The sequence below is a fragment of the Pseudanabaena sp. PCC 6802 genome (genome assembly GCF_000332175.1).
Classification (GTDB): Bacteria; Cyanobacteriota; Cyanobacteriia; order Pseudanabaenales; family Pseudanabaenaceae; genus PCC-6802.
Map to the genome: position 1 here is coordinate 37,783 of NZ_KB235914.1, position 24,683 is coordinate 62,465.

Below are 24,683 nucleotides of genomic sequence, written 5' to 3' on the forward strand. Positions count from 1 at the left end.
GGGGAATGGGGTTAAGTGTTCCAGAGTTTTTGAACGTTCTTCTCCAACCGCGCTTCGGCTTCGGCAAAGACCTGTTCGCGGTTGTCCAGCATCTCGCCTGGGGTGAGTTCGAGTAGTTTGGTGGAAAGCGATATGCGATCGCGCGATTCATCCACATCAATGACGACAGCGGTAACGGCATCGCCGATCGCAAATACGCTGTTAATGTCACTCACGTATTTCTGGCTGATTTCCTTGACATGGAGCATCCCGGAAACGCCGTCAAAGTCAACAAAAGCGCCAAACGGTCTGAGATTGCTCACGATGCCGTTAATTAGCAGACCGCGCGAGATTTTGCCCATGGCAGAAGCTCTAGCGGCAAGGCGATGGGACAGCACCAGCTTGTTGCGAGACTCATCTAGCTCGATAAATGTTACTGGTAAGGATTGACCGACTAGCCCGGCCAGATTATTTTTCTCGACCAGGTGCGATCGCGGAATAAAGCCGCGAATACCTTCAGCATCGACTGTGACTCCACCTTTATTGGTGCCAACTACGCGGCAATTAAAAGTTTGTCCTTCCTCTTGGTAGGAACGTAAGATTGCCCATGCCTTTACCATCATGAGCTTGCGGATCGATAATTTGACCTGTCCGTTCTCGTCCTGCTCGCTGACAATCGCGAATTCGCGTTCGGTGTCATCTATGGGTAGTTCCGCCGCCAAATTTGCAGCGGAGCCAATGAATGCCTCCTCGATAGGTAAAAAGCCTGGTGACTTACCACCAATGTCAACATAGGCACCAAAGCTGTCATGGGATACGACTTTGCCTTTTACAATCTGACCGCGCTTAAACTCATAGTCATGGCGAGCTAAGGCATTGGCAAAATCATCGGCAGAGAACGACTTAATAGTCTGTTTAGCATTCATGGAAAGATCGGCAGGATACTGGATAATTAAGTACCATATGCTCTATAAAACCTCAATAGAACAATGGGGACTTGAGGAACAACAGTTAGTATAGACTGTCTATCCAGTTTAGCTGGTTTAAGTTCTATCCTTATCTACAGGTATAGATTGCTCGCGGCTATATTGATGATGCATTAAACTAGTATCAGTAGAAGATCCGAGTCAGTCCATTTTGTTCCTGCTACATTTAAATCGCTGTTACCGCTATCTCGGGGGAACCAAGCAATATCTGATAGTAGGAAGCATCAAAATGGTACAAGCCATACAAGCAATATTTAGCGATACCCTAAGGAGCGATCGGCAGTGAAGCCTTCTGTAACCAAGCCTTTAACTAAGCCTTTAGTGCGGCGATTTCAGGTTCTTTTAGTTAGTCTGTTTGCCTGTCAGGGTCTAATTAGTACTATCCCCGGTGCGGCTAACGCACAAAGAGAGGGCGATCCTAGTAAAATGACTTACACGGAGTTTCTCGACAAAGTTAAGTCAGATCGAGTGCAGAAGGTCGATCTTGACAGTAGCGGACTGACTGCTGAAGCAGAACTCAAAAATGGGCAAAAGGTAAATGTCGATTTGTATGCCAAGGACGGCAATGCTGAATTAGTCAAAACGCTCAGAGAAAAGGGCGTTGACACGGCTCTCTTGCCCGCTAAACAGCCAGCTTTATTTTGGCAAATTGCTAGCACGCTCTTCGTCCCCGTACTGCTGATCCTGTTGCTGTTTTTGGTACTCAAGCGGGTTAGCAATGCTCCTGGCGGCCCGACACAAACTCTTAATTTTGGTAAATCCAGGGCAAGATTTTCCCCAGAGGCCAAGACGGGCATCATATTCGATGATGTGGCTGGGGTTGACTCTGCCAAGGAAGAACTACAAGAAGTCGTCACCTTCCTCAAACAGCCCGATCGCTTTACGGCTGTAGGTGCCAAAATTCCCAAAGGCGTTCTGCTAGTCGGCCCACCTGGTACGGGTAAAACCATGCTCGCTAAAGCGATCGCCGGTGAAGCAGGCGTGCCATTTTTCTCGCTCTCCGGCTCGGAGTTCGTGGAAATGTTTGTGGGGGTCGGGGCATCGAGGGTACGGGATCTATTTCATAAAGCCAAAGAAAATGCGCCTTGTATTGTATTTATTGACGAGATCGATGCCGTAGGCAGGCAGAGAGGCGCAGGTATTGGCGGGGGCAACGACGAACGCGAGCAAACCCTAAACCAACTACTGACTGAGATGGATGGCTTCCAGGGCAATACGGGCGTAATTATCATCGCTGCTACCAACCGCCCCGATGTTCTCGACAGCGCCTTGCTGCGTCCTGGGCGCTTCGATCGCCAGATTGTGGTGGACTACCCCAGCTTCAGCGGTCGTTTGAAAATTCTGGAAGTCCACGCTCGTAATAAGCGCATAGCTGAGGGCGTTTCCCTGGAGGCGATCGCGCGCCGCACTCCTGGCTTTGCCGGTGCCGATCTGGCTAATTTATTGAACGAAGCAGCAATTCTGACAGCACGACGACAAAAAGAGGCAATTACAGAATTAGAGATTACCGATGCGATCGACCGCGTATCGATCGGTATGCCCTTGAAGCCCTTACTGAATAGTGCAGAGAAGTATAAAACGGCTTATCACGAAATCGGACACGCTTTAGCAATAACCCTTTTAAAAGATGCCGATCCATTAAATAAGGTAACAATTGTTCCTCGTTCGGGCGGAACTTTGGGGTTTGCTTCCTGGGTGCCATCTGAAGAAATGGGGCTGGAAACGCGCTCTAAACTTCTGGCGACCATCACGATAGCACTGGCTGGTAGAGCTGCCGATGAGATTGTGTTTGGTGCTTCGGAAGTAGATAGAGGTGCTTCCAGCGATCTAGAACAAGTAACAAAGATTGCCAGACGGATGGTTACCCTGTTTGGGATGTCTGATATTGGACCAATGGCTTTAGAAAGCATGAATAACGAAGTATTTTTAGGTCGAGATTTAGGCTCCTCAAGATCGGAGTATTCCGAAGATATTGCCAGACGAATTGATGCTCATGTTCAACGTATTGCTAAAGAGTGCTATGAACATGCTAAGCAAATTATTATCGACAACCGCAATCTTTGCGATCACTTGGCAGAAAAGCTTTTGGAAATGGAAACCATAGAAGGCGATTTATTTCGTGAGATCGTGGCAGAGTATACGGAAATCCCCGTGAAAGACAGAGAAACAGTCAAGTTTTAAATAGCTAACAGCTAATAGCTAATAGCTAATAGCTGTTAGCATCGTCGGGCGTTACGTTTGTCAGCTTTTTACATCTTGCGATCGCGATCGCTGCACGGCGATCTATTCAACACGTACACTAATGCACGGTAGCAGGCACAGATTTGACTAGAGGAAAGAAACATGATCGGTCAATTGCTAGACGGTCGATACCGTGTAGTGCGCAATCTTAGTAGCGGTGGATTTGGGGAAACCTACGTCGCAGAGGATACCAAAATTCCTGGTAATCCTATCTGTGTAGCCAAACACCTCAAGCCTGCCAATAACGATCCTAGCTATCTGCAAATTGCCACTCGCCTGTTTACCAGCGAAGCAGAAACACTGGCTAAGTTGGGCAACTACGATCGCATCCCCCGCCTATTGGCTTATTTCACTGAAGGGCAGGAATTTTTCCTGGTAGAAGAATTCGTGGCCGGTAATACGCTGGGCAAGGAGTTGCACCCCGGACAGCGCTGGAGCGAGAGCCAGGTAATTCAATTCCTCGACGATATTCTCACAACCCTAGAATTCGTGCACGGTCACGGTGTCATCCATCGCGATATCAAACCGGACAATATTATTCGGCGAGAAAGCGACGGCAAGCTCGCCCTGATTGACTTTGGTGCGATTAAACAAATGCAAAACCAGTTGGCAACCCAAATGGAGTCACTGGAACCCACCGTCAATCCTACGGTAGCTGTCGGTACCCCAGGCTATATGCCGATCGAGCAGGCCAAAGGCAGACCCCGTCTCTGTAGCGACATCTACGCCTTGGGCGCGATCGCAGTCCAGGCAATTACTGGAGTCAATCCTCGCCAACTGCACGACGACCCAACGACTGGCGAAATTCGCTGGCAGCATTTATCATCTGTCAGCGCGCCACTGACAGCGATCGTTGCCAAAATGACGGCATACCACTTCAAAGATCGCTACCCTACTGCCAAAGAAGCCAGACAAGCCCTCAGTCAACTCGTCCAATCACCCAACCTCCATCGGTTGACGGAACCGATAGGTTTAGGGCAGGCACAAATAGGACAGGCACAAGGCATTGCCCCTACAGTTCCCGCGACCACACCCACCAATCCTCAGCCCTCAATCCCCAACTCAATTGAAGCCTCCTTCCCACCCACCCAGGCATCTAACCCACCTTTCGACCCCACCGCTGAAACCATAGCCACTCTTCCCAACCCCCAACCTCCAAAAACTCCTGCCCAGAATATCCCTTCATCCCCACCTACGCAGCCTCTACTCCAACCCCAATCCTATCAGCCAGTCCAGCCAGTCCAACCGATCTCCCCACCCCCCAATTACTCCCCCAATCCAACCCAAACCCCAAATTCCCAATCCCTCCCTGGCAATAAAGGTTTAGCGATCGCTCTGTGGGCTGCCGCTGCGATCGCCGCCATTGGAATTGGTGCTTTAGTCGCAAGCAAAGGCTCCTCTTTACTGTCAGTATCCATCACCCCCACCCCCACTTCTACCGCTAGATCGACCTCCACCTCTACTTCCACCACTACATCGACTTCTACTTCTACTTCTACTACACCGACCCCCAACCCCCAATCCCCAACCCCCACAGCCACTCCAACAACAGATTCCCAAGTCCCAATTCCCACTTTGACTGAAACCGAGGCCGTACAACGGGTCAGGGATTTAGTAGAAGCAAAGCGAGAAATGTTTGCGCCACCGTTTAACCGAGAAATACTAAGCCAGGTCGCGATTGGGGAGGAATACGAAAAACGTAAAGGTTCGATTGACTGGTTGCAAAAAAATAATGCTTACTATAGCTATGGCGAGTTTGAGATCGCACCATTGGGGCAGTTCAACTTGCAGGGCGATCGCGCCACTGTCGATGTAGAAATTGCCGAAAACCCAACCCTATACGTGAACGGTCAGGTCGATCCATCTCTATCCGTGCCGTCACGCGCTCGTTATCGCAGCACTTTGCAACTCGATCGCCAAACTTGGAAAATCGCAAACTTAACTAAGATTTAGACCTATGAAGCAATTCAAAAAGGTGCGTCGCTATTATCGTTTAGCATTCATCACTTTGCTGGCAGCCATAGTTCTATCTATTAGCTGGGTTGCCATCTCAGCCGTTGCCAAACTTTTTGCTCCTGGCCCTGCAACGGCACCTCCACCAGAAGCGATCGCGGTTTCAACTGCAACCCCCTCCGCCAGTCCATCGCCAGAAACAGCGATCGTCAAAGCGCCGGAAAGCGATCGACAGCCGAAGTTAGGCCATTTCCCCTACAGTGAAAGCCAGGATCTGGATATGGTTTATATCGGCAGTTATGCGGAGAAAGAGAATCAGAGATTCGAGAAGCTATCGCTTGAAGCAGCCCTAGCACTAATGAAGCTAATCTACGCAGCAAGAGACGATAACACCTGGATTGTTCCCGTGTCAGGCTTCCGCAGTATAGAGCAACAGGAAAAACTCTATAAGGATCAAATCCAGCGACGAGGTTCTGAAACAGAGGCAGCAAAGATTAGTGCGCCCCCTGGCTACAGCGAGCACCATACTGGTTATGCCGTAGACCTGACCGATGGCAATTCTCATCTCACCGATCTAACATATAAGTTTGCCGAATCCGATGCATTTCGATGGCTGAGCCAGCACGCTCGGGAATACGGATTCGAGCTATCTTTCCCACAAAATAACTTCCAAGGCGTGAGCTACGAACCCTGGCATTGGCGCTTTGTCGGCTCGCCCAAGGCAGAGGAAATATTTAAGCAAGCCAGGGCAGAATCTCATCAATTAGATCGCAAAAGCAATGGAAAGGATGTGCTTTGAGCGCTGTTGATAGGTATAGCGGTTTTCAGATGAAAACGAGAAGGGGGTTTGGGGGCGTTGCCCCCAAGAAGGGTAGGCAGGGCGGTCTTGGGGGTTCCCCGCTAGAGCCACTGCCGTGTTCCACCCCTTCACCCCAAAAATAAAACCCGTTCTCAAGTGAAAACCGCTATATAGCGATCGCCGCACCTACCTGGCTACCGACTGTAAAGCTGTGTTAGCGATAGCAGCCGTTCCTGCAAATCCTTGTTTTGTGTCAGGATCTCGGAATTGCTATACCGCCACCGCCAGTTATTCTCGATCGTTCCCGGCATGTTCATTCTCGCCGAATTATCTAATCCCAAAATATCCTGAAGTGGAATTATCGCGCGATCGGCTACAGTTGATAAAGCCAGGCGGATCAACAGCCAGTTGATTTCTTTGATGTCATCGACTGAATCGTAGCCCAGATATCGCACGAGCAACTTCCTCTCATCTTCCTCTATGCGCTGCCACCAACCAACTGTAGTATCGTTGTCGTGGGTGCCGGTGTAAACCAGGCTGTTGCGGACGAAATGATGCGGTAAATGGATATTGCTGGAGTCGCCGCCAAAGGCAAAGAGGAGGACGCGCATCCCAGGGAATTCAAACATATCCCGCAGTTCCTCTACTTCCGGCGTAATCACGCCCAGATCCTCTGCCAGGATTGGCAGACTTCCCAACGTATCGCGAATTGTTTCAAACAACGCAACTCCTGGTGCAGTTTGCCACTCGCCATTCATCGCGGTTTCCTCTCCAGCCGGAACTTGCCAGAAGGCTTCAAATCCTCGGAAGTGATCGATCCGAATCAGATCTACATACTGCAGCATGAAGCTGAAGCGCTCGATCCACCAGGCGAATTTATGCTTTTCCAGGTAGTCCCAGTTGTAGACGGGATTGCCCCAAAGCTGACCCGTTTCGCTGAAATAATCTGGCGGCACGCCTGCCATCAACGCTGGCTCGAAGGTTTCGGGATCGAGCATAAAATTCTGGGGATTGGCCCAAACATCGGCACTGTTATGGGCTACGTAGATGGGAATATCGCCAATAATTTGAATCTCTTTTTCGTTAGCGTAGGCTTTCAGCTTCGACCACTGTTCAAAGAAGACGAACTGCAAGAACTGATGAAATTGGATGCCATCCTGAAGTACTTTGGTTTGCGCGGCGATCGCTTTAGGATCGCGTGTAGCAATGGCAGGTTCCCATTGATTCCACGTCTTTTCGGGATCGGTGTCCGACATTGCCATAAAGAAAGCATAGTCGTTCAACCATTTGGCCTCTAATTTTAAAAATTTCTGAAATTCTTTCTGAAATTCTTTCTGGGGCGATCGCTTGAAATTCTCGTAGGCAACCCGCAGTAGTTGCATTTTGTAAGGAATTACCCGATCGAAATCTACTGTATCGGTTGGGAAAATCTGAAAGGTTTCGCTGAGATCGTTATGGGTAAGCAGACCCGCTTCGACGAGCAGATCGGGACAGATGAGGAGGGGGTTACCCGCGATCGCGCTAAAGCTCATGTAGGGTGAATTACCATATCCGGTTGGCCCAAGCGGGAGTACTTGCCATAATTTCTGACCGCTTGCGGCGAGGAAATCGATAAACTCGTATGCCGCCTTGCCCAGATCGCCAATGCCAAAGCGGCTTGGGAAGGAGGTCGGATGCAGCAAAATGCCGCTGGAGCGTTGAAAAGGCATAGAATTCCTATATAAGCTACTTGTTAAATTTACCAGAAAAGGTCAAGAAGTCTTTCATCCACGCGGCTTCAGCCAGTGGGTGAAAGACTACAGATTCCTGCACTGCGATCGCATCATGCCCGAGCGATCGCAAAACTTTTAGGTAATGTCCCAAATTTGTGGGCTGACATTATGAAATTAATGAGGGCAGGACTTGCAAAGAAACAGTAACCACAGATTCAGTGCACTAACGACTTGTGTGTACGCGGCAGCCCCTACAACCCCTCTGTAAACATTACTTGCTATACCACTACCGTCAAACTATCTGCCTAAGGGATCTTGAGTTGCCGTTTGATGTAATCAAGATTGCTGTAGTTTTCTAAAATGGCGATCAAATCGCCGTTGTATGCAATATCGATGTTTGCTCCTGCTTGCGTTGCAGAGTAGCTGCTGCCAAGATTAAGGGTTTGAAGACTATCCCCTGTTTTAAAGCCTTGAATTAGAGCGTAGTCCGTAGTTCCACCACCGACCCAAAACACGCTGCTGTAACCCAGTGCGAAATTGGTAGAACCAGCAGTAGAACTAACTAAAGTGTCTATTTCGCCTGCCCCAGGATTAGTGCCAAAAGCTTCAGCACCTATTAAGAAATTACCGTTGCCATCAGCTTTTAAGTAATCATTGCCACTACCACCATCTAAGGTGTCGTAATCACTTTTAGCTGTGAGCGTGTCATTGCCTGAGTTCCCCCAAAGGTAGTCGCGTGCAGTGTTACCAATCAGAACATCATCACCAGCATCGCCCGAGGCAGCTATCCCACCAGTACCTGCTTCGATGGTGTCATTGCCATCATTGCCATTCGCCGTATTACCGTTGAAAGTAGTATTCGATCCACCTCTAATCGAATCGTTGCCAATACCGCCATGCATAAAGGCTTGCCCGCTTTGAGCAACTATAGTATCGTTGCCGTCACCACCATACATGGTAGTTTTATCTGCGGTGTTCGTTCCTCCTAGAAGGGTGTCATTGCCAATCCCTCCATCAAGGGTATCTTCACCTGCGGTGTAAGCGCTACTGGGTAAGTCTTTCTGAGTGACGGCGAAAGCGATATTCGCAACTAAAAGATCTTTGCCGTCTCCACCTAAAAGCGTGTCACTTCCAGAAGTTGTTTCTCCTTTTGTTCCGCCACCATAGAGTGTATCATTGCCTTCGAGTCCCTCCAGGCGATCTGCGTCATTGCCACCTCTAATAATGTCATCACCTTTAGAACCATACAAGGTATCATTCCCATCCGATCCAGCGGCAGCCTGACGATTTTCTACATTGATAACGATAGGATCGTTAGGATCGATTTTTACAGTATCATTACCCTTCCCTCCATCAATTGTGTCTTTACCTGGGCCACCATCGAGGTAATCATCACCATCTCCTCCAACTAAAGAGTCATTCCCATAGCCACCATATAGCGAGTCATTCTCATCACCAGCATTTATTGTGTCATTGCCTGAGAGAGAAGAGAAACCAAGATATTCATAATCACCATAAAGAATATCTTGGCCTTTATCTCCGGTAATTTTGTCATTTCCATTACTACCGAGAATGGTATCATTTCCCAATCCACCAGAAATAACATCATCACCATCTTCCCCCGAGACTAGATCATCTCCACTTAAAGCATCAAGAGTATCTGCCGCTGAAGTAGAAGAAAAAATATCATTCGCCAGAGTTCCTTTTGCTTGATTGATAGGGACTCCTGAGTTACTGACTTTGTAGCCTAGTGATGCTAACACTTTCAGATTATCAGTTGAGGGTGCGAGAAATCTCCCCCCTGTAAATACTTGAACAACAGCATCATCTACTGACATCAGATCGTATGGTAACTGCCCGCTATCAGCAGCATGAAAAAGATCTTTAGTAGATAATGGAATCTTAATTGTGGTATCATAAACTTTAAAAAAACGCTGAGGAGGATTATTTAGATCGAGTTTTGCCTTGTAAGCAGGCGAATCATTATATCCAAGAACATGTCCAATTTCATGAAGAGCAATACTATAGAGATCGACATACTTATTCAGTGAATAGGTCTGATTAGAGACAGGGTCAAAGACTGAAACTTTTTGGCTTATGTCCACTGATTGAGTACTATCGACCCACCATTTATTAGGCGTTGAGGAAAGATCCTTAAAAGAAATTGTTGATATAAAAGGTTGATACGTCTGCTCGCCTCCAAGCCTTGTTGTAAAAGAAGGACGAGCTGAAGCACTTATAGGTATTACTCCTACATATGTTCCTCCCAGATTAAAGAGAGAGTTGTTTGCTTCTGTGCCAACATAGATCAGAATATCATCGATATCTGAGGATAATGTAACTGGGGTGAAGTTAAAATTAGCATTAGAACCTACATTGGTTGGATTAACAACCTTAAATTGACGGTTGGTAGTGTCGCTTTGCGATTCCTTCACAGAAATATTAGTAAATTCCTCGTTTGTGAGATAGCTTTCCCATTTAGCTGCGGCGGCTACAACTGCTGCTCGCGCTAGTCCACCATCAGTCGTGTTTTTATCAAATAATGGAGAATTAAATTGATCGAAGTTAATCTTTATATTCAGTGGCATTTTTGTATCCTCAAAGATAGAATTGGTGAATATTCTCAGCAATATTGACGTGCTTAGTTCCTATCAATAAGTTTGATAAGATTTCTATTTCCCTCTTAAACGGAGATACCAGTTTGGAAATGGGCCAGTAGGGTTTGGATTTACGCAATCCATTTCTGCTTCGATATTTTTAGGGAGAATGGCGTAGCAAATACCTAAAGAACCCGCAGTTATAGAGGGATTTAGCTTTCTGCCTTTAGTAACCATAGTTCCTCTAAGATCGGCACCAAGTAAGTTAGCTTTTGAAAGAGTTGCACTTCTTAAATCTGCCCCTCGTAAATCTGCCCCTCTCAAATCTGCCCCTTGTAAACCTACATAGGGCAAACTAGCATTTTGCAAGTTAGCTCCTCGTAAATCTGCCCCTTCCAGGTTTGCATAGAGCAAACTAGCATTTTGCAAGTTAGCTCCTCGTAAATCTGCTTTTACTAATTTTGCTCCTGGTAAAAAAGCTCCTTCGAGATTGGCTTTTTGCAAATTGGCTGCCACTAGATTTGTTCCATTCAAGATAGCATTCCTTAAATCTGCTCCCATGAAGTTAATGTTACCCATGCTTGCAAGGGTCAAATTAGCAAATCTCAGATTAGCGCGTGACAAACTAATGCCCCTAACAGACCTACGAGATAGGTTGGCAGAGCTAAGATTAGCTGAGCTTAAATCTCCTATGTCGTTATCTAGTATGAGTTGAGAGCAGTTACTGGCAGAGGGGGACGCACATTCGTCTATAATCTCAGAAGACCAAGAAGACAAAGTCAAATCTGCTCCTCGCAAGTCACATCCAGGACATTTTCGCTTGGTTTTAAGCTGCTTTAAATCGTCGGGGTTAGGCTTAGGGATAGGAAACTTTCGTTGTAAAGCTGTAAAGTATCTCAGATCCGCCTCATGAACTAAACGTCCGATGCCCACTGATGCAGCCTTTTTTGTTACTTCTTCTTTACAGTTATTTAAACTAGCTGCAAAGTTTTCCTTTTGAGATAAGTCCGAAGTCCCTATCCAGCAACCATATTTTTTAGGCAAAGAACTCATGAACTTTTGCTCTTCTACGGAAACTATGCTGTCATTTCCAGCAAATGCTGGAAATGCTAGGAACAATAAGCATACTGAAAACAATAAGTTAATGCTTTTCACTATTTTTACCTCAAGATATTTCTTCGCGATACCTTTTTGATTAATGAGATAGCAAAGCTGTGGGTTATTATCATGCCATTGGTTAGACTTTACCCCTCTAATGGCAAAAGCGATCGCCCGATTGGGTGAAATGTACATTACAGTTGTGATATCAACAAACAATATATCGAAATTGAGAACAGTTCATAAACCTCTCAACCCGCAAGTTGCCAGAATTATGATGTTTTACAAAACTTTTCACCTTGGAAATACGATCTTCCGTCAGATCTTGACTATCAAAGCAACAAGTTTCTTCATAGTTATAGCTTTTGCGTCTTGTATCACACCATACACCCTTGCCGGAGATCTAAGAACCCATTTAGGAAGTCGCAGTTGCCAGATTTCTTAGCATTTTGCGGATTAAAGCCAAGTAAATAAACGATTCAGACATTTGCTCATAAAATTCATAATCCTTGCTTAGTCTACGACAATTACCTAACCAAGCAAAGGTTCGCTCTACCACCCAACGCTTTGACTCCACTACAAAACCTTTCTGATTGTCTGCCCGTTTGCTAACTTCCCAAAGCCATCCGAAGTTGTCGTTGACCCATTGTGTGATTTCATCACCAGAGAATCCAGCATCAACCAGAATTTTCTCTAATCGTGGTAATGGAGATGTGAGATTCTGTAACAACTGCTTAGCTCCTGCTCTTTCACCGATGTTAGCTGCACACACCAACACCTTTACAACTAAGCCCAAGGTGTCAACCATAGCGAAGCGTTTTCTGCCCTTGATTTGCTTACCGCCATCAAAACCTCGACTGCCCGCACTTTCTGTTGTCTTCACACTCTGGCTATCGATACTCACCAAGCTTGGGGTCGCCTCTTTACTAACCTTTTCCCTAAATTGTTGGCTCAATTTGCGATTAATCTCCTCCAGTAGCCCAGTTCTTTCCCACCTTTGCCAGTAGAAATAGACCGTTGAGTAAGGCGGAAAGTCATGGGGTAGATTCTGCCATGTACAACCATTTTTGAGTATATAGAAAATGGCATTCAGTAACTCTCGCATATTTGTTTTGGGTGGCCTACCCCATTTTGATGGTTTGGGTAGCATGGGTGCGATAATTTCCCATTCTTGGTTGGATAAATCGGTATTATAGGATCGGCGCATCTCTTCAGGTTTATACTAGACTTCATCAGTATTTATACCTGCTTTTGGTGCGCCTTTTACTTCCTAAATGGCTTCTAAGTTCCTATTGCGTCGTCAAAGATCCTAAACCAAAGCAAGAACAAGAATACAAGCCTTACCAACTAAATATATCAGTTGATGGGAAATCGCTTTATATTGACTCATCAACTGATAAAGTATACCTAAAGAGGCGTTTAGAAGATACGGAATATCTCTCATCTGTGCCTGCTCGACAACGTGAGTTTAATATTGAATCTCTTGCTCTGGGCAAAAGTGGATGGCTGTGGATCGATGGAGCAGATATCGACTATATGGTTAAAGTTAATACCAATCCGCCTGCATTTGGAACGCCAGTGGAACTGCCCGATCTTAAAGATGAACCATGCTCGTACCTGTGGAATTTCTTTGGCTTCTGCAGAAGCGTAGGAGCAACTTATAGTTCGACGCTCGATCGCGCCTTTATTACTGGGTATCGCCCCACACTCCTGGGGTTCCCAGACCAAGTCTCATTTGAGATGGTAGCAGGGGAACTCAAAAATCTGCCTCCAGAGTTAAAAGGGTTTAGATGGGTTCAAGATGTTTTAAACCCTCGCGGCGTTTTGTTTACAGATAATGCAGGCAAGTATCTTTTCTATGATGGCATTACTCTTACCCCTCTCATGGCTGAAGCTCGCAATTGGAGGATTTATGGTGAAACTGGTAGTCTGAGGACTTTTCTAGCTAAAAATCAAGACCCAAAAGCAATTTTTGAATTAAAAGCAGGCCCCACATTAGTTCCGATCGCAGTTCCAGAGGAATTAATGAATCATGTGTGGCAATTATTCGCCTTCCCAACTGACTCCCAACAGCTATGGATTGTCAAAGATAAAAGTATCGCTGTAGCATTTAAAGGCAGATTCCGCCCCGTCGTGACCGTACCCAAGGAATATTCCATTGGAGTAAGAGAATTAGATGGAAGCCTGAATTTCACAGTAGCATTATTTTCGGGAGACCTTGCTAATTATTCCATTGTCAAGATCTCGCCAGATGTTAAGTGCATAGCTAAACTAAACCCTGATAAACCGATACTGCTCGGCATTGGCAATAATAAATTTCAGAAATAGGATGAAGCGATCTTGTCGATAATTTGCTATGGCGTGACTACACCACCGCAAATTCGATCGATTATCGTAAAACAAAGAAAATTTCTGCTACACCAAATTTGGTCAAAGCGGCTATCATAGCCTCATGATTCCTCAAAAGCTGACGATTAGAAATTTCTTAAGCTACCAGCAAGTCACTTTAGATTTTGCGGGATTGCATACTGCCTGTATTTGCGGCATCAATGGGGCGGGTAAGTCATCTTTGCTCGAAGCTATGACCTGGGCAATCTGGGGGCAAAGCCGTGCCGAATCTGAAGATGACATCATTTATGTTGGTGCCAAAGAAGCACAGGTAGACTTTACGTTTCTGTCGGGGGGGGAACTATATCGCGTTATGCGCACGCGCCCGAAGGGTAGCGCCAGTTCCTTAGAATTTCAAGTTAGAGCTGACGGCAAGTTCCGATCGCTAACCGAACGCGGTCTGCGGGCGACGCAGCAGGCGATTTTGTCTCATCTCAAGCTGGACTACGATACGTTCATTAACTCTGCTTACCTGCGGCAGGGACGGGCGGATGAATTTATGCTCAAGCGTCCCAGCGATCGCAAACAAGTCCTGGCTGAAATTCTGAATCTCTCCCAATACGACGATCTCAGCGATCGCGCCAAAGATATTGCCCGTACCTGTAAAGGCGAGGCGCAGGCGCTGGAAAATTCCATTGCTAACCTGCAATCCCAAATTAATGATGGCGAAGCGATCGCTCTACAGCTAACGGAGTTGCGCGCCGAATTAGCAGCACAGCAACAGCAGGAAAAAACGGAGCGATCGCAACTGAAATCTCTAGAGCAACAGCAACAGGAACGCCAACGCCTGCAACAGCAAATTACCTGGCAGCAGAGGGAGCGATCGCAGTTGCAACAGGAGAGCGAACGGTTGGCTCGGCAAGCCCAACAGCAAGAACAGCAGGTACAGAATTTAGCAGCGCTTCTGGCGCAAAGCGATCGCATTCAGCAAGACTACGAGCGCTATCAGCAGTTAGTCGTACAGGAAGCCAACCAGAATCAGAAATTGCAGCAATATCAAAAGCTGACGAAAGAACACAGTGCGATTGCACAGCAGGTGACAGCGCTTCAGAGCGAACTGAAAGGACAACTGCGCCACTACGAAGCACAGATCGAATCTCTGGTGCAACAGCAGCAGGAGTTACAAGGGATTCTCGCCAAAGCGCCGGAAATTGAAGCGGCACAGGTGCAACTACAGGCAGCGAGGGAACAACTTAAAATCGTCGAGCAACTCCAGACTCAATCCGCGCCATTACTGCAACGTCGGCAAGCATTGCAGCGACAGATCGATCGCGATGCGGCAAAGCTGAGCGCTCGCCTGGACGAACTGCAACACCACCGCCAGCAATTGCAAACCCAGTATCGCAACCAGTCGCAAATTATGGAGACGGTACAGGCACTAGAGCAGGAGATCAACCTGTTACAAAAGCGGCAGGTATATCAGCAACGAGTCCACGAGAAAGGATTGGAACGCCGCGACTTTTTAGAACGGCTCCAGGAACGTGCCTTTGCCTGTCAGGAGAAGTTCGAGCAAGTTCATGCCAAGCTCGGTCAACTCAGCGCTCCGAACGCCCCCTGTCCGCTCTGCGATCGCCCGCTTGACGAAGCGCATTGGGCAGTGGTGAAACAAAAACACGAGTCGGAACACGAAGAATTGCAGGCGGAAATGTGGCTGATTAAGGAACAGCAGGCGGCATCTGAATGCGAAATCAAAGTTTTGCGCGAAGAATATCGCCAGCTCTCAATCGAACTCGCACCTTTGAATCGCTTGCTAGAACAGAAAGGCAATCTGCAAGCTCAATTGCAAGCCAGTCAGGAAGCAAGGCTCACACTCGAACAAGTCGAAGCTGAAATCGCATCTCTGAGCGATCGCCTCGCTCGTCAGGATTTCTGCCCTGAAGCCCAGGCGGAATTGGCGATCGTAGATCGCAATCTGTCGCAATTCAACTACGACGAGAAAAACCACGCTCTTGTCAAAGGCGAAGTGGAAAGATGGCGCTGGGCAGATATCAAACTATCGGAGCTAAGGAATGCGCGACAGAAACAGTCCAGTCTCGCACAACGGCTGCCCGAACTGCAAGCAAAGAGCCTCAAATTAGCACAGCGACTGGAAACCAACGCTATCGATCTGGAATTGCAACAGAAATTGGAGCAATGCGATCGCAACTTGCGCCAAATTAACTACGACTCCGCCACCCACCAGCAAATTCGCACCCAAAAGGAGAAAGCACAACCTGTTCTACTGCGGCATCAAGAGCTTAGCTCAGCCATCCAGCAGCATCCCGCTGCTATCCAACAACTCCAGCAAACTCGCACTTTACTGAGCGATCGCACGGCTGCAATCCAGGCGATCGAGGCCACTCTATCCGATCTGGATCGACAAATTCGTCAGATTGCACCGCAACTGAGCGATTTGGAATTAAATACTAAAATCCAAAATCTGCAATTACAACTGCAAGAGCGGCGATCGCATTTAGATCGCTCGATCGGTCAGATCGGGCAGCTAGAGCAGGCATCGCAGCAGATTGAGAAACTGAAAGCACAGGAGAAAGCAACAGTTGTCCAACTCGAACAGTTGCGCTATCGCCAGTTTATCCATCAAGAACTCGCTCAGGCATTTGGTAAAAATGGCATTCAAGCTCTGACCATTGAGAACGTCCTACCTCAAATTGAGGCGGAAGCAAATCAAATTCTGGCTCAACTGACCGAGCATCAGTTCCACGTGCGATTCATTACCCAGAAAGCCGGAAAAAAAGCCGATCGCCTGATTGACACTCTGGAAATCGAAATCGCTGACAATCGCGGTACGCGCCCCTACGAAACCTATTCCGGTGGCGAGGCATTTCGGATTAACTTCGCTATCCGTCTGGCTCTGTCGCGGGTGCTGGCACAGCGCAAAGGCGGAACCTTGCAGACTCTAATTATTGATGAAGGTTTCGGTTCTCAAGACCGCGAAGGTTGCGATCGCCTGGTGGCAGCCATCAACGCGATCTCGTCCAACTTCGAGTGCATCCTGGTAATTACGCATATGCCGCATCTCAAGGAAGCCTTCAGCGCTCAAATCGAAGTCACTAAAACCGAGTCAGGCTCCAGGATCTTACTGCAAGGAATATAGGTATTGCTTGCAATGCTAATATGAGCCTTTACCTCGCTAGCTACGCGGTGGGGTGAGAGTTTCAGGATCTTCCGCATAAGGTGAGTTATTTAGCGATCGCGCACCAGAGCAGTCTGGATATAACGCCTGTCGGTGCAGCTACTTTGAAATTAGCTGATGAGGTGCTGGTAACCGCAAAGTTCTGGTTGCTGTTGCCGATTAGTCTTTTAGTCATTCATTGAAAGAATCGTGTAGTATTAGCACCTGTGGACGAGTGTAGCCTCTAGACATGTCGAGCAATGGTGTAATGCGAAAACTGTACTTTTTGGTGCCTGGAACGGGCGGTAAGTTTGCCTGTGGTGGCCTGTGGGCGGAGTTGAAAACCTTAGAACTAGCCAGACAAATCTGTAGTGCGGAAGTGGTAACGTATCGCCAGCGGGAACAAGGCAGATTATTCCTTGACGATCTCTTGGGGGAAAGCGAACTAGATGATGCGATCTTTGTCATTAGTTGGGGCTTTGATGTGGCGAGACTGGCAAAAAGACTAAAGTCTTACCATGCAATCTATCACGCTCACAGTGCTGGCTATGGGTTTACCCTCCCAGCAAATATTCCCATTATTGCGGTGAGTAGAAATACGATGGGATATTGGGGACAGCGATCGCCAAATTCCCCGATCTATTACCTTCCCAACCAAATTAGCGATGAGTTTCAGAATTTACATCGCGATCGCGATATTGATGTTTTGGTGCAAGCTCGAAAATCCTCCACATATCTGATGCGCGAGTTAATTCCCACCTTGCAGGAACATTGTCGGGTCTATGTAGTTGACTCCTATGTTGAGGATCTAGCAGGCTTGTTCAATCGCGCCAAGGTATATCTCTACGATTCCGCTGAATATTGGGCAACTCAGAGAGTTAGCGAAGGATTTGGACTGCAACCGATGGAAGCGATCGCCTGCGGTTGCTGGGTTTTCTCCAGCGTTAATGGGGGATTATCCGATTACCTCGACCCTGGATTCAACTGCGATAAAATTGCGGGCTACGCCAAGGAGTACGATGTCCAACGAATTTTGCAAGCAGTTGCTAAAATGGAGAATAACACATCACCCTCTTTATCAACAGAGTTTATAGCAGAATATCGCGCTGAAAATATCGTGTATCGGCTGAACGTTATCCTGAAAGAAATCGATCGGTTTTTCGATCGCGAGCAACACTACGGCTCACCTATCCCTAATTTGACTCCTATGAGGGTGATGCAATTAAAAGCACAAAGACTATTCGCACAGATAAAAAAGAAGATTGGCCTGAGGTAAATACCATGAACCCAGAATCTCCCGATCGTTCCCAAGAACAGCATAAAGAGCTGCACCATCCTCCAAACGAAACTGCACCCAAAAAGAAAGGGAAGTCTTTACCACCCAAGCCCCTGATTAAGCTAGTTAGATTTGGTTGGACGAGCCTCTGGCGAGTCATGATGTCAAATCTAGCACCGCGCGATCGCTCCGGTGCATATATTCGCCCTACTACCCAGTTTCGCGATCGCATTAGTTCCGACACAGATAATCCCTACCAGCCAGCTACGGGTCGCTATCATCTCTATGTGGGTATGAGTTGCCCCTGGGCGCATCGAACTCTGGTGGTGAGAGCGCTCAAAGGTTTAGAAGATACCATATCAATTTCAACTGTCTCTCCTTCACCGGAGTCCGGCGGTTGGATATTCGATCGCGTTGAAGAGGGTTGTCGCAGTCTGGCGGATTTGTACGAGCTAGCCCAGCCTGGTTATACGGGACGCTGCACCGTACCAGTGTTATGGGACAAGCAAACCAAAAAGATCGTAAATAACGAGAGCGCGGAGATTATTGTCATCCTGAACTCGGAGTTAAACCAATTTGCCAAGCACCCCGATCTGGATTTATACCCTGTGGAACTGCGCGAACAGATCGATTGCCTGAATGACAAAATCTACCATGCGGTCAACAATGGCGTGTATCGCTGCGGCTTTGCCCAAACGCAGTCAGCTTACAATCTCGCCTGTCGGGAATTGTTCGCTACCCTGGATGAATTGGATGAATTACTTGGCCAGCAGAGCTATCTCTGCGGCGATCGCCTCACCTTAGCCGATATCCGCCTGTTCACAACACTATTTCGATTTGATATTGCCTATTACGGCTTATTTAAGTGCAATCTGCGGCGCATCCAGGACTACCCGCACCTCAGTGTCTATCTGCGCGCTCTGTATCGGCTCCCAGGCGTAGCCAGCACCTGCGATCTCGAAAGCGTGAAGCGAGATTACTATGGCAATCTTTTTCCACTCAACCCTGGCGGAATTATTCCCCTAGGGCCAGATATCCATATATAGTAACGCTCGCTTCCTTGCATTGATGCAGACAATCTAAGAGTTTCTCAGCTTTTCAGTCGCCTCGCGGATGCGATCTTCCTGTTCTCTAAGTTCGGCTGTGAATTCTGCACCGAAGTCATCTGCTTCAAAAATTGGGCGAATCTCGATTTCAGATTCTCCTGGCATCGGGTTTGGACAGCGCTTCACCCATTCAATCGCTTCTTCCATTGACTGTACGCGCCAGATCCAAAAACCAGCCACTAATTCTTTTGTCTCAGTGAAGGGGCCATCGGTGACACTCCGATTCGCGCCTGAGAATCGAACTCGCACTCCTTTGGAACTGGGATGCAATCCCTCACCATCAAGCATAATCCCTGCCTTCACCAGCTCTTCGTTGTACTGACCCATTTCAGTCAAAAGCTGTTCGCTGGGCATCACGCCCGCTTCAGAGTCTTGGGTTGCTTTAACCATCACCATTACTTTCATTGTGCAATCTCCTTAAAATCCTTTGTTACAGCCAAACTCACTGCTATCCAGCATACGCCCGCTCTAGTTCCTTGATGTCGATCTTCTTCATTTGCAGCATTGCTGTCATTGCTCGTTGGGATTTTCCCGTATCGGCATCATCGAGCATCTCGAACAAAACTTTGGGAATGATTTGCCAAGAAACACCGTATTTATCTTTGAGCCAGCCGCACTGCTGTGCTGTTTTATCTCCGCCCTCAGAAAGCTTCTCCCAGTGATAGTCCACTTCTGCCTGGGTCTCGCATTTGACTTGGAATGAAATGGCCTCGTTGAATTTGAATTGTGGGCCGCCATTGAGGGCTGCAAACGCCTGTCCATTTAGCTCAAATGAGACAGCCATTACGGTTCCTGGCGGTTGTCCGTGAACTTCCTGCCCAGCTTCTCCATAGCGAGATATATTGACGATCTTCGAATTTTCAAAAATCGTGGTATAAAACTTTGCCGCCTCTTCAGCTTGGTCGTCAAACCACAAACATGGGGCGATCTTTGCTCGAATCGATGCTTTATCTGTCAGATCTGCCATACATACCTCCTTTGTAACAATGTGGAATTAGATTTTAAGCTGCTTGCTCGATCGCACTGGGTTCCATGAAAAAGACTTCCCAAATGTGCCCATCTAAATCTTGGAATCCATGCTGATACATAAAACCGTGGTCTTTTGGCTCATTGTAAGTGCTTCCACCCGCAGCGATCGCTTTGGCAACGATGGCATCGACTTCGGCGCGACTCTCAAAAGATAAAGCTACAAGTACTTCTGCACTTTTGGTTGTGTCGCAAATTTCCTTGGGAGTAAAGGTCTTGAAATATTTCTCAACTAGAAGCATCACAAATATATCCTCAGCCACAATCATGCAAGTGGCATTCTCGTCAGTAAATTGGGGATTAAACTCATAGCCGAGTTTAGTAAAGAACTGCACAGATTTGTTGAGATCTTTGACGGGTAGGTTCACGAAGATTTTAGTAGCCATTGTTTTCTCCTTTGGAAATTCATTTGAAGTTCTAGGCAGGATTTTGATTCAGTCAATTGACTTTGAATCCTTGCTCTACCATTTAGTCGAATAGATGTTCGCGCGATCGACAAGTCGGCAAAATTTTTTGCTTTTGGGTTCAGCATTGTTCTCTAGTGCGGGGTTGAGTTAGCCGCCGAACTTACCCATCAACACACGACTTGGAAGGTTAGCACTCAGTTACAGGGCTGAAACCCAGTATCCTCGTTGAAAAGGCTAAAGTGCTCATCCTCTGAGACCCTTATTTGGTAAGGTTTTCAAAATAACCTTCCAAGTCGTGATCAACACTGTCTTATCAACGAGAATGCCGTCAACGACGCTAACCAGGCGATCGATTCGCAGCGTTTCGGTACCTTCAACAACAAACAGTTCTTCTTGTGCGCGATGAAGGCGATCGGGGCAGACGCGCTTACCGGGGGGAAAAATATCAAACGAGGTGCCGAGCTTTTTTGCCGCAGTGCCCATTGAGAGTTTTGAACGTTGCACCCCGTCCTAAGCCTATTGGCCATAGCTATATCTTGACTCACCTGCGATCGCGACACTTAACGTTTAGCTCTGAGCCAAGAACTGGAGTTCTTGGCTTATTTCAGTGCCATTCTGCTATGGTTGCTACAATGGCGAAAACTATGAGAAAGCAGCATGGCGCAGGTACGGCTAGAGAAAATTACCAAAAGATGGCAAAGTACTGACGTTATTGAAGACATTAATTTAGCCATCCCCGATGGCGAATTTTGGGTGTTGGTCGGCCCATCGGGTTGTGGTAAGTCCACCATCCTGCGCACGATCGCCGGATTGGAAGCCCCAACATCTGGCAATATTTATATCGGCGATCGCCTGGTGAACCAAATTCCCGCTCGCCAGCGCGATGTTGCTATGGTGTTCCAGAACTATGCCCTCTATCCCCACATGACCGTGGCAGAGAATCTGGCATTCGGCCTGCGCATGCGCCGAGCCGAGCCGCAAACCATTGACGATCGCGTCCTCTCTGTTGCCAAGTCGCTAGGGATCGACCATCTCCTCCAGCGCAAACCCACGCAGCTATCTGGCGGACAACAGCAACGGGTTGCCCTCGGTCGAGCGATCGCCAGAAACCCACAGGTATTTTTGCTAGACGAACCCCTATCCAACCTTGATGCCCAATTGCGCGACGATACCCGTGCCGAACTCAAGCTCCTGCATCAGAATCTTGGAATTACGATGATTTACGTCACCCACGACCAAACTGAAGCCATGACGATGGCAGATCGGATCGTGGTACTTGACAAGGGACGCATCCAGCAAATTGGCACGCCTATGGAAGTCTACGAGCAACCCCATAACCTTATGGTTGCCACCTTTTTGGGTAGCCCGCCGATGAATATCATTACAGCCACATGCAGGCACGATGCTTTTGCGATCGGCGAGCAAACTATTCCCTGTCCGGAAGCATGGCAATCGCTCCTGAGATCGGCTCAGGAAAAAACCGTCAAACTAGGCATCCGCCCCGAACATTTATGCTTTAGTCAATCCAATTCAAACGCCATCGCACTATACCTAAAAGCGATCGTAGTAGAACCCCTGGGCAGCGAAACCCTAATCCGAGCCTGCTTGCCTGACGACCCCAGCCAGATTCTGCAAATTAAAGTGATGGGCAATCTCCCCATCCGCCCCAACGAGCCAATCTCAGTTCAACTACAACTGGAACAACTATACTTATTCGATTCGCATACTGGCGATCGCTTGTCATAACAGCATAACCATAATTTTATGGAGTCTTTCCCGAAAGTTAGCATTTGCATCCCCACCTATAATGGTGCGGAATTCTTAGATAGCGCGATCGCTAGTGCCGTTGCCCAAACTTATCCCAACTTTGACATCATTATTTCCGACGATCGCTCCACGGATAATACGGTAGCGATCGCCCAAACCTGGCAGCAAAAATCCTCTGTCCCCATTGTCCTGTTGCAGCACGAACGCTATGGTCTGGTTGAGAACTGGAACTATTGCGTGGAATACACAACCCAAACCAACGACCCGCCCGCATACATTAAATTCCTATTTCAAGATGACTTGTTAACACCTGATTGCCTTGAGTGTATGGTCAAAGCTGCCCAACAAGATCGCGACATCGGTCTAGTGTTCGGTCGTCGCAAGTTGCTTTATGGTAATTCGGAGATATTACCTCCCGCGAAACAATGGCTGCACGATCTGCACCAAGCCTGGCACAACCTGCAACCCATACAGGCTGGAATTAATTTGATTAGCGATCGCAACTTCTTACGCCAGCCCGACAATAAAATTGGCGAACCAACCAGTGTACTAATTAAAAGCACTGTATTTAACAAATTAGGGCTATTTGACCGATCGCTGCGTCAGTTCTGCGATCTGGAAATGTGGCTCCGGATCGCGGCACATCACCAGGTTGCTTTTGTGGATCGAGAGCTAGCTACATTCCGCATTCATCACCAGCAAACCACCAATACAAATGTGGCTCAAGATCGGATCTGGGCAGAAATTTACCAAGTATGGCTCAAGCTTGTCTTCCACCCTACCTATAAGAGTATTACTCTAACCATACGCAGGAATATTTACTTGCATCTATGGCAAAGCCTAATAAGAGAATGTCTTGGAAGCATCAGACACCATCGCTGGCACCGCCTGCAACAAATCGGTGTATTGACTGTTGATGCTTGTCGTTTTCTCTTTATGCCCTGGCAAGACTTGCCTCCAGTAATTTCACGGTCATAGCCTAGGCAAAGATTATAGCTATGGCCAATAGGCTTAGGACGGGGTGCAGGGGTTCCACCCCTGCGTGGGAGCGCAGCTCCCACACCCCCTGTCCTAACAGATCTGTCTACGGCTATTAACTAATTGACCTTACTCAGAACTATAATCTCTGTTGACCTACATATAGCACTCCCAAAAGTACAAAACATGCGAATCTTGTTTCTTCATCCTAACTTTCCGGCTCAGTACCGCCATGTGGCAACTGTGTTTGGTAAAGACCCCAAAAACAAAGTCGTTTTTGGGACTAGAACGCAGAACGATTCTAGTATTGCTGGAGTGCAAAAAGTCTACTTTCAAGTATTACGAGAAGCTAGAGCTGAAACGCATCACTATGTCCGCACTCAAGAAAGTGCCGTACTACACGGACAAGCTGTTTATCGCATGTGCATAGATCTAAAAGCAGCAGGCTTCACTCCCGATATTATCTGCGGTCACTCGGGTTGGGGACCGACTCTCTACGTCAAGGATGTATATCCAGACACGCCCCTACTTTGTTACTTTGAATGGTACTACCACGGGCGCGGCTCGGATGCCGATTTCGACCCCACCGATCCCCTCTCAGCAGACGACTACCCCCGCATTCGCACCAAAAATACCCCCATTCTGATGGATTTAGCGGCAAGCGATTGGGGGCTATCTCCCACACACTGGCAAAAATCTCAGTTTCCCGCTATATTTCATTCCAAAATCTCTGTTCTCCACGATGGTGTAGATACCGATTACTTCCAGCCACTTCCCAATGCTAAGCTAGTAATCCCCGATCTCGATCTATCTCATGTTGACGAAATTGTTACCTATGTAGCGCGGGGAATGGAACCATATCGAGGCTTCCCACAATTTATCGAAGCCATAGGACATTTACAGAAAATGCGCCCCAACTGCCACGCTGTCATCGTAGGCGAAAATCGCGTTTGCTATGGTAAAGCCGCACCCCAAGGCACAACCTACAAAGACTTAATGCTAGAGAAAGTACCGCTTGATATGTCGCGAGTACATTTTACGGGGCCGCTTCCCTATTCTCATTATTTAAAAGTAATTCAAGCTTCATCAGTTCACGTATACCTTACCCGACCCTTTGTCCTTTCCTGGTCGATGATTGAAACCATGTCAACTGGATGCCTCGTCATCGGTTCCGATACTCCACCTGTAAGAGAAGTGATTAGCGATGGTGAGAACGGACTACTTGTAGATTTCTTTAACCCCAAGCAAATTGCCCACC

General features: G+C 47.5%; 21 protein-coding genes (1 of these 21 running past the window's edge). 10 read left to right on the forward strand and 11 right to left on the reverse strand.

Annotated features, from left to right (window positions below; all coding sequences use genetic code 11):
• Nucleotides 1–11 precede the first annotated feature (11 nt).
• The gene (locus tag PSE6802_RS0105430) at nt 12–905 is read right to left on the reverse strand and encodes a S1 RNA-binding domain-containing protein (protein WP_019499040.1); all 894 of its coding nucleotides are present in this window, start codon (nt 903–905) and stop codon (nt 12–14) included.
• Nucleotides 906–1,247: 342 nt separating this feature from the next.
• On the opposite strand from PSE6802_RS0105430, the gene ftsH reads away from it, so the two are divergent.
• From ftsH to PSE6802_RS0105445, 3 genes are all read left to right on the forward strand, one after another.
• Nucleotides 1,248–3,146, forward strand: coding sequence for an ATP-dependent zinc metalloprotease FtsH (gene ftsH, locus PSE6802_RS27895; protein WP_019499041.1), 1,899 nt, complete (start codon nt 1,248–1,250; stop codon nt 3,144–3,146).
• Nucleotides 3,147–3,308: 162 nt separating this feature from the next.
• Nucleotides 3,309–5,159: a protein kinase domain-containing protein gene (locus PSE6802_RS33170; protein ID WP_019499042.1), complete on the forward strand. Its 1,851-nt coding sequence runs from the start codon at nt 3,309–3,311 to the stop codon at nt 5,157–5,159.
• Nucleotides 5,160–5,163: 4 nt separating this feature from the next.
• Nucleotides 5,164–5,958: a M15 family metallopeptidase gene (locus PSE6802_RS0105445; RefSeq protein ID WP_019499043.1), complete on the forward strand. Its 795-nt coding sequence runs from the start codon at nt 5,164–5,166 to the stop codon at nt 5,956–5,958.
• Nucleotides 5,959–6,152: 194 nt separating this feature from the next.
• On the opposite strand, the gene malQ is transcribed toward PSE6802_RS0105445, so the two are convergent.
• The 5 genes from malQ to PSE6802_RS0105465 form a co-directional block, all read right to left on the reverse strand.
• Nucleotides 6,153–7,667, reverse strand: a complete 1,515-nt coding sequence (malQ, locus tag PSE6802_RS0105450; protein WP_019499044.1) for a 4-alpha-glucanotransferase — start codon at nt 7,665–7,667, stop codon at nt 6,153–6,155.
• A gap of 16 nt (nt 7,668–7,683) precedes the next feature.
• A complete protein-coding gene (locus PSE6802_RS33175) occupies nt 7,684–7,821 on the reverse strand; it encodes a hypothetical protein (RefSeq protein ID WP_156815438.1) in 138 nt (45 codons plus the stop codon).
• Nucleotides 7,822–7,975: 154 nt separating this feature from the next.
• Entirely contained in the window at nt 7,976–10,258 is a 2,283-nt protein-coding gene (locus PSE6802_RS30810) for a hypothetical protein (protein ID WP_019499045.1), read from the reverse strand.
• An 84-nt stretch (nt 10,259–10,342) separates the two neighbouring features.
• Nucleotides 10,343–11,560 carry a pentapeptide repeat-containing protein gene (locus PSE6802_RS30815; RefSeq protein ID WP_019499046.1) on the reverse strand — a complete coding sequence of 406 codons (1,218 nt, stop codon included), beginning with the start codon at nt 11,558–11,560 and terminating at the stop codon, nt 10,343–10,345.
• Between the two features lie 220 nt (nt 11,561–11,780).
• The gene (locus PSE6802_RS0105465; RefSeq protein WP_019498649.1) at nt 11,781–12,572 is read right to left on the reverse strand and encodes an IS5 family transposase; all 792 of its coding nucleotides are present in this window, start codon (nt 12,570–12,572) and stop codon (nt 11,781–11,783) included.
• Between the two features lie 44 nt (nt 12,573–12,616).
• On the opposite strand from PSE6802_RS0105465, the gene PSE6802_RS0105470 reads away from it, so the two are divergent.
• Together PSE6802_RS0105470 and PSE6802_RS0105475 are read left to right on the forward strand one after the other, a co-directional pair.
• On the forward strand, nt 12,617–13,693 hold the full coding sequence (locus tag PSE6802_RS0105470) for a hypothetical protein (protein ID WP_019499047.1): 1,077 nt from the start codon (nt 12,617–12,619) through the stop codon (nt 13,691–13,693).
• A 124-nt stretch (nt 13,694–13,817) separates the two neighbouring features.
• Nucleotides 13,818–16,847 (forward strand): AAA family ATPase, encoded by a 3,030-nt coding sequence (locus PSE6802_RS0105475; RefSeq protein ID WP_019499048.1) that lies wholly within the window; start codon nt 13,818–13,820, stop codon nt 16,845–16,847.
• An 85-nt stretch (nt 16,848–16,932) separates the two neighbouring features.
• Here the strand turns inward: PSE6802_RS0105475 and PSE6802_RS35220 are convergent, their stop codons facing one another.
• A complete protein-coding gene (locus PSE6802_RS35220; protein WP_263970314.1) occupies nt 16,933–17,061 on the reverse strand; it encodes a hypothetical protein in 129 nt (42 codons plus the stop codon).
• A 72-nt stretch (nt 17,062–17,133) separates the two neighbouring features.
• Between PSE6802_RS35220 and PSE6802_RS0105480 the strand changes: the two genes are divergently transcribed.
• Both PSE6802_RS0105480 and PSE6802_RS0105485 read left to right on the forward strand, forming a co-directional pair.
• Entirely contained in the window at nt 17,134–18,141 is a 1,008-nt protein-coding gene (locus tag PSE6802_RS0105480; protein WP_019499049.1) for a glycosyltransferase, read from the forward strand.
• Between the two features lie 5 nt (nt 18,142–18,146).
• The gene (locus tag PSE6802_RS0105485; RefSeq protein ID WP_019499050.1) at nt 18,147–19,187 is read left to right on the forward strand and encodes a glutathione S-transferase family protein; all 1,041 of its coding nucleotides are present in this window, start codon (nt 18,147–18,149) and stop codon (nt 19,185–19,187) included.
• Between the two features lie 33 nt (nt 19,188–19,220).
• On the opposite strand, the gene PSE6802_RS0105490 is transcribed toward PSE6802_RS0105485, so the two are convergent.
• The 4 genes from PSE6802_RS0105490 to PSE6802_RS27915 form a co-directional block, all read right to left on the reverse strand.
• Nucleotides 19,221–19,652, reverse strand: a complete 432-nt coding sequence (locus PSE6802_RS0105490; protein WP_019499051.1) for a YciI family protein — start codon at nt 19,650–19,652, stop codon at nt 19,221–19,223.
• Nucleotides 19,653–19,695: 43 nt separating this feature from the next.
• A complete protein-coding gene (locus PSE6802_RS0105495; protein WP_019499052.1) occupies nt 19,696–20,214 on the reverse strand; it encodes a VOC family protein in 519 nt (172 codons plus the stop codon).
• A gap of 34 nt (nt 20,215–20,248) precedes the next feature.
• Nucleotides 20,249–20,659 (reverse strand): VOC family protein, encoded by a 411-nt coding sequence (locus PSE6802_RS0105500; protein WP_019499053.1) that lies wholly within the window; start codon nt 20,657–20,659, stop codon nt 20,249–20,251.
• A 264-nt stretch (nt 20,660–20,923) separates the two neighbouring features.
• Nucleotides 20,924–21,184 (reverse strand): hypothetical protein, encoded by a 261-nt coding sequence (locus PSE6802_RS27915; protein ID WP_156815439.1) that lies wholly within the window; start codon nt 21,182–21,184, stop codon nt 20,924–20,926.
• A 153-nt stretch (nt 21,185–21,337) separates the two neighbouring features.
• On the opposite strand from PSE6802_RS27915, the gene PSE6802_RS0105510 reads away from it, so the two are divergent.
• The 3 genes from PSE6802_RS0105510 to PSE6802_RS0105520 form a co-directional block, all read left to right on the forward strand.
• On the forward strand, nt 21,338–22,426 hold the full coding sequence (locus PSE6802_RS0105510) for an ABC transporter ATP-binding protein (RefSeq protein ID WP_019499055.1): 1,089 nt from the start codon (nt 21,338–21,340) through the stop codon (nt 22,424–22,426).
• An 18-nt stretch (nt 22,427–22,444) separates the two neighbouring features.
• Nucleotides 22,445–23,425 carry a glycosyltransferase family 2 protein gene (locus PSE6802_RS27920; RefSeq protein ID WP_019499056.1) on the forward strand — a complete coding sequence of 327 codons (981 nt, stop codon included), beginning with the start codon at nt 22,445–22,447 and terminating at the stop codon, nt 23,423–23,425.
• Nucleotides 23,426–23,611: 186 nt separating this feature from the next.
• Nucleotides 23,612–24,683, forward strand: partial view of a glycosyltransferase family 4 protein gene (locus PSE6802_RS0105520; protein ID WP_019499057.1) — the 5' portion only. It continues 230 nt past the right edge of the window; 1,072 of the gene's 1,302 nt are visible here — the first part of the coding sequence; it begins with the start codon at nt 23,612–23,614; its stop codon lies beyond the right edge, outside the window.

Bases quoted from the DNA above. Each gene is read 5' to 3' on its own strand.
- PSE6802_RS0105430 (WP_019499040.1), bottom strand. From the start codon at position 905: ATGAATGCTAAACAGACTATTAAGTCGTTCTCTGCCGATGATTTTGCC.
- PSE6802_RS33170 (WP_019499042.1), top strand. From the start codon at position 3,309: ATGATCGGTCAATTGCTAGACGGTCGATACCGTGTAGTGCGCAATCTT.
- PSE6802_RS0105445 (WP_019499043.1), top strand. From the start codon at position 5,164: ATGAAGCAATTCAAAAAGGTGCGTCGCTATTATCGTTTAGCATTCATC.
- malQ (WP_019499044.1), bottom strand. From the start codon at position 7,667: ATGCCTTTTCAACGCTCCAGCGGCATTTTGCTGCATCCGACCTCCTTC.
- PSE6802_RS30810 (WP_019499045.1), bottom strand. From the start codon at position 10,258: ATGCCACTGAATATAAAGATTAACTTCGATCAATTTAATTCTCCATTA.
- PSE6802_RS30815 (WP_019499046.1), bottom strand. From the start codon at position 11,560: ATGTACATTTCACCCAATCGGGCGATCGCTTTTGCCATTAGAGGGGTA.
- PSE6802_RS0105465 (WP_019498649.1), bottom strand. From the start codon at position 12,572: ATGCGCCGATCCTATAATACCGATTTATCCAACCAAGAATGGGAAATT.
- PSE6802_RS0105475 (WP_019499048.1), top strand. From the start codon at position 13,818: ATGATTCCTCAAAAGCTGACGATTAGAAATTTCTTAAGCTACCAGCAA.
- PSE6802_RS35220 (WP_263970314.1), bottom strand. From the start codon at position 17,061: ATGACTAAAAGACTAATCGGCAACAGCAACCAGAACTTTGCGGTTACC.
- PSE6802_RS0105480 (WP_019499049.1), top strand. From the start codon at position 17,134: ATGCGAAAACTGTACTTTTTGGTGCCTGGAACGGGCGGTAAGTTTGCC.
- PSE6802_RS0105485 (WP_019499050.1), top strand. From the start codon at position 18,147: ATGAACCCAGAATCTCCCGATCGTTCCCAAGAACAGCATAAAGAGCTG.
- PSE6802_RS0105490 (WP_019499051.1), bottom strand. From the start codon at position 19,652: ATGAAAGTAATGGTGATGGTTAAAGCAACCCAAGACTCTGAAGCGGGC.
- PSE6802_RS0105495 (WP_019499052.1), bottom strand. From the start codon at position 20,214: ATGGCAGATCTGACAGATAAAGCATCGATTCGAGCAAAGATCGCCCCA.
- PSE6802_RS0105500 (WP_019499053.1), bottom strand. From the start codon at position 20,659: ATGGCTACTAAAATCTTCGTGAACCTACCCGTCAAAGATCTCAACAAA.
- PSE6802_RS0105510 (WP_019499055.1), top strand. From the start codon at position 21,338: ATGGCGCAGGTACGGCTAGAGAAAATTACCAAAAGATGGCAAAGTACT.
- PSE6802_RS27920 (WP_019499056.1), top strand. From the start codon at position 22,445: ATGGAGTCTTTCCCGAAAGTTAGCATTTGCATCCCCACCTATAATGGT.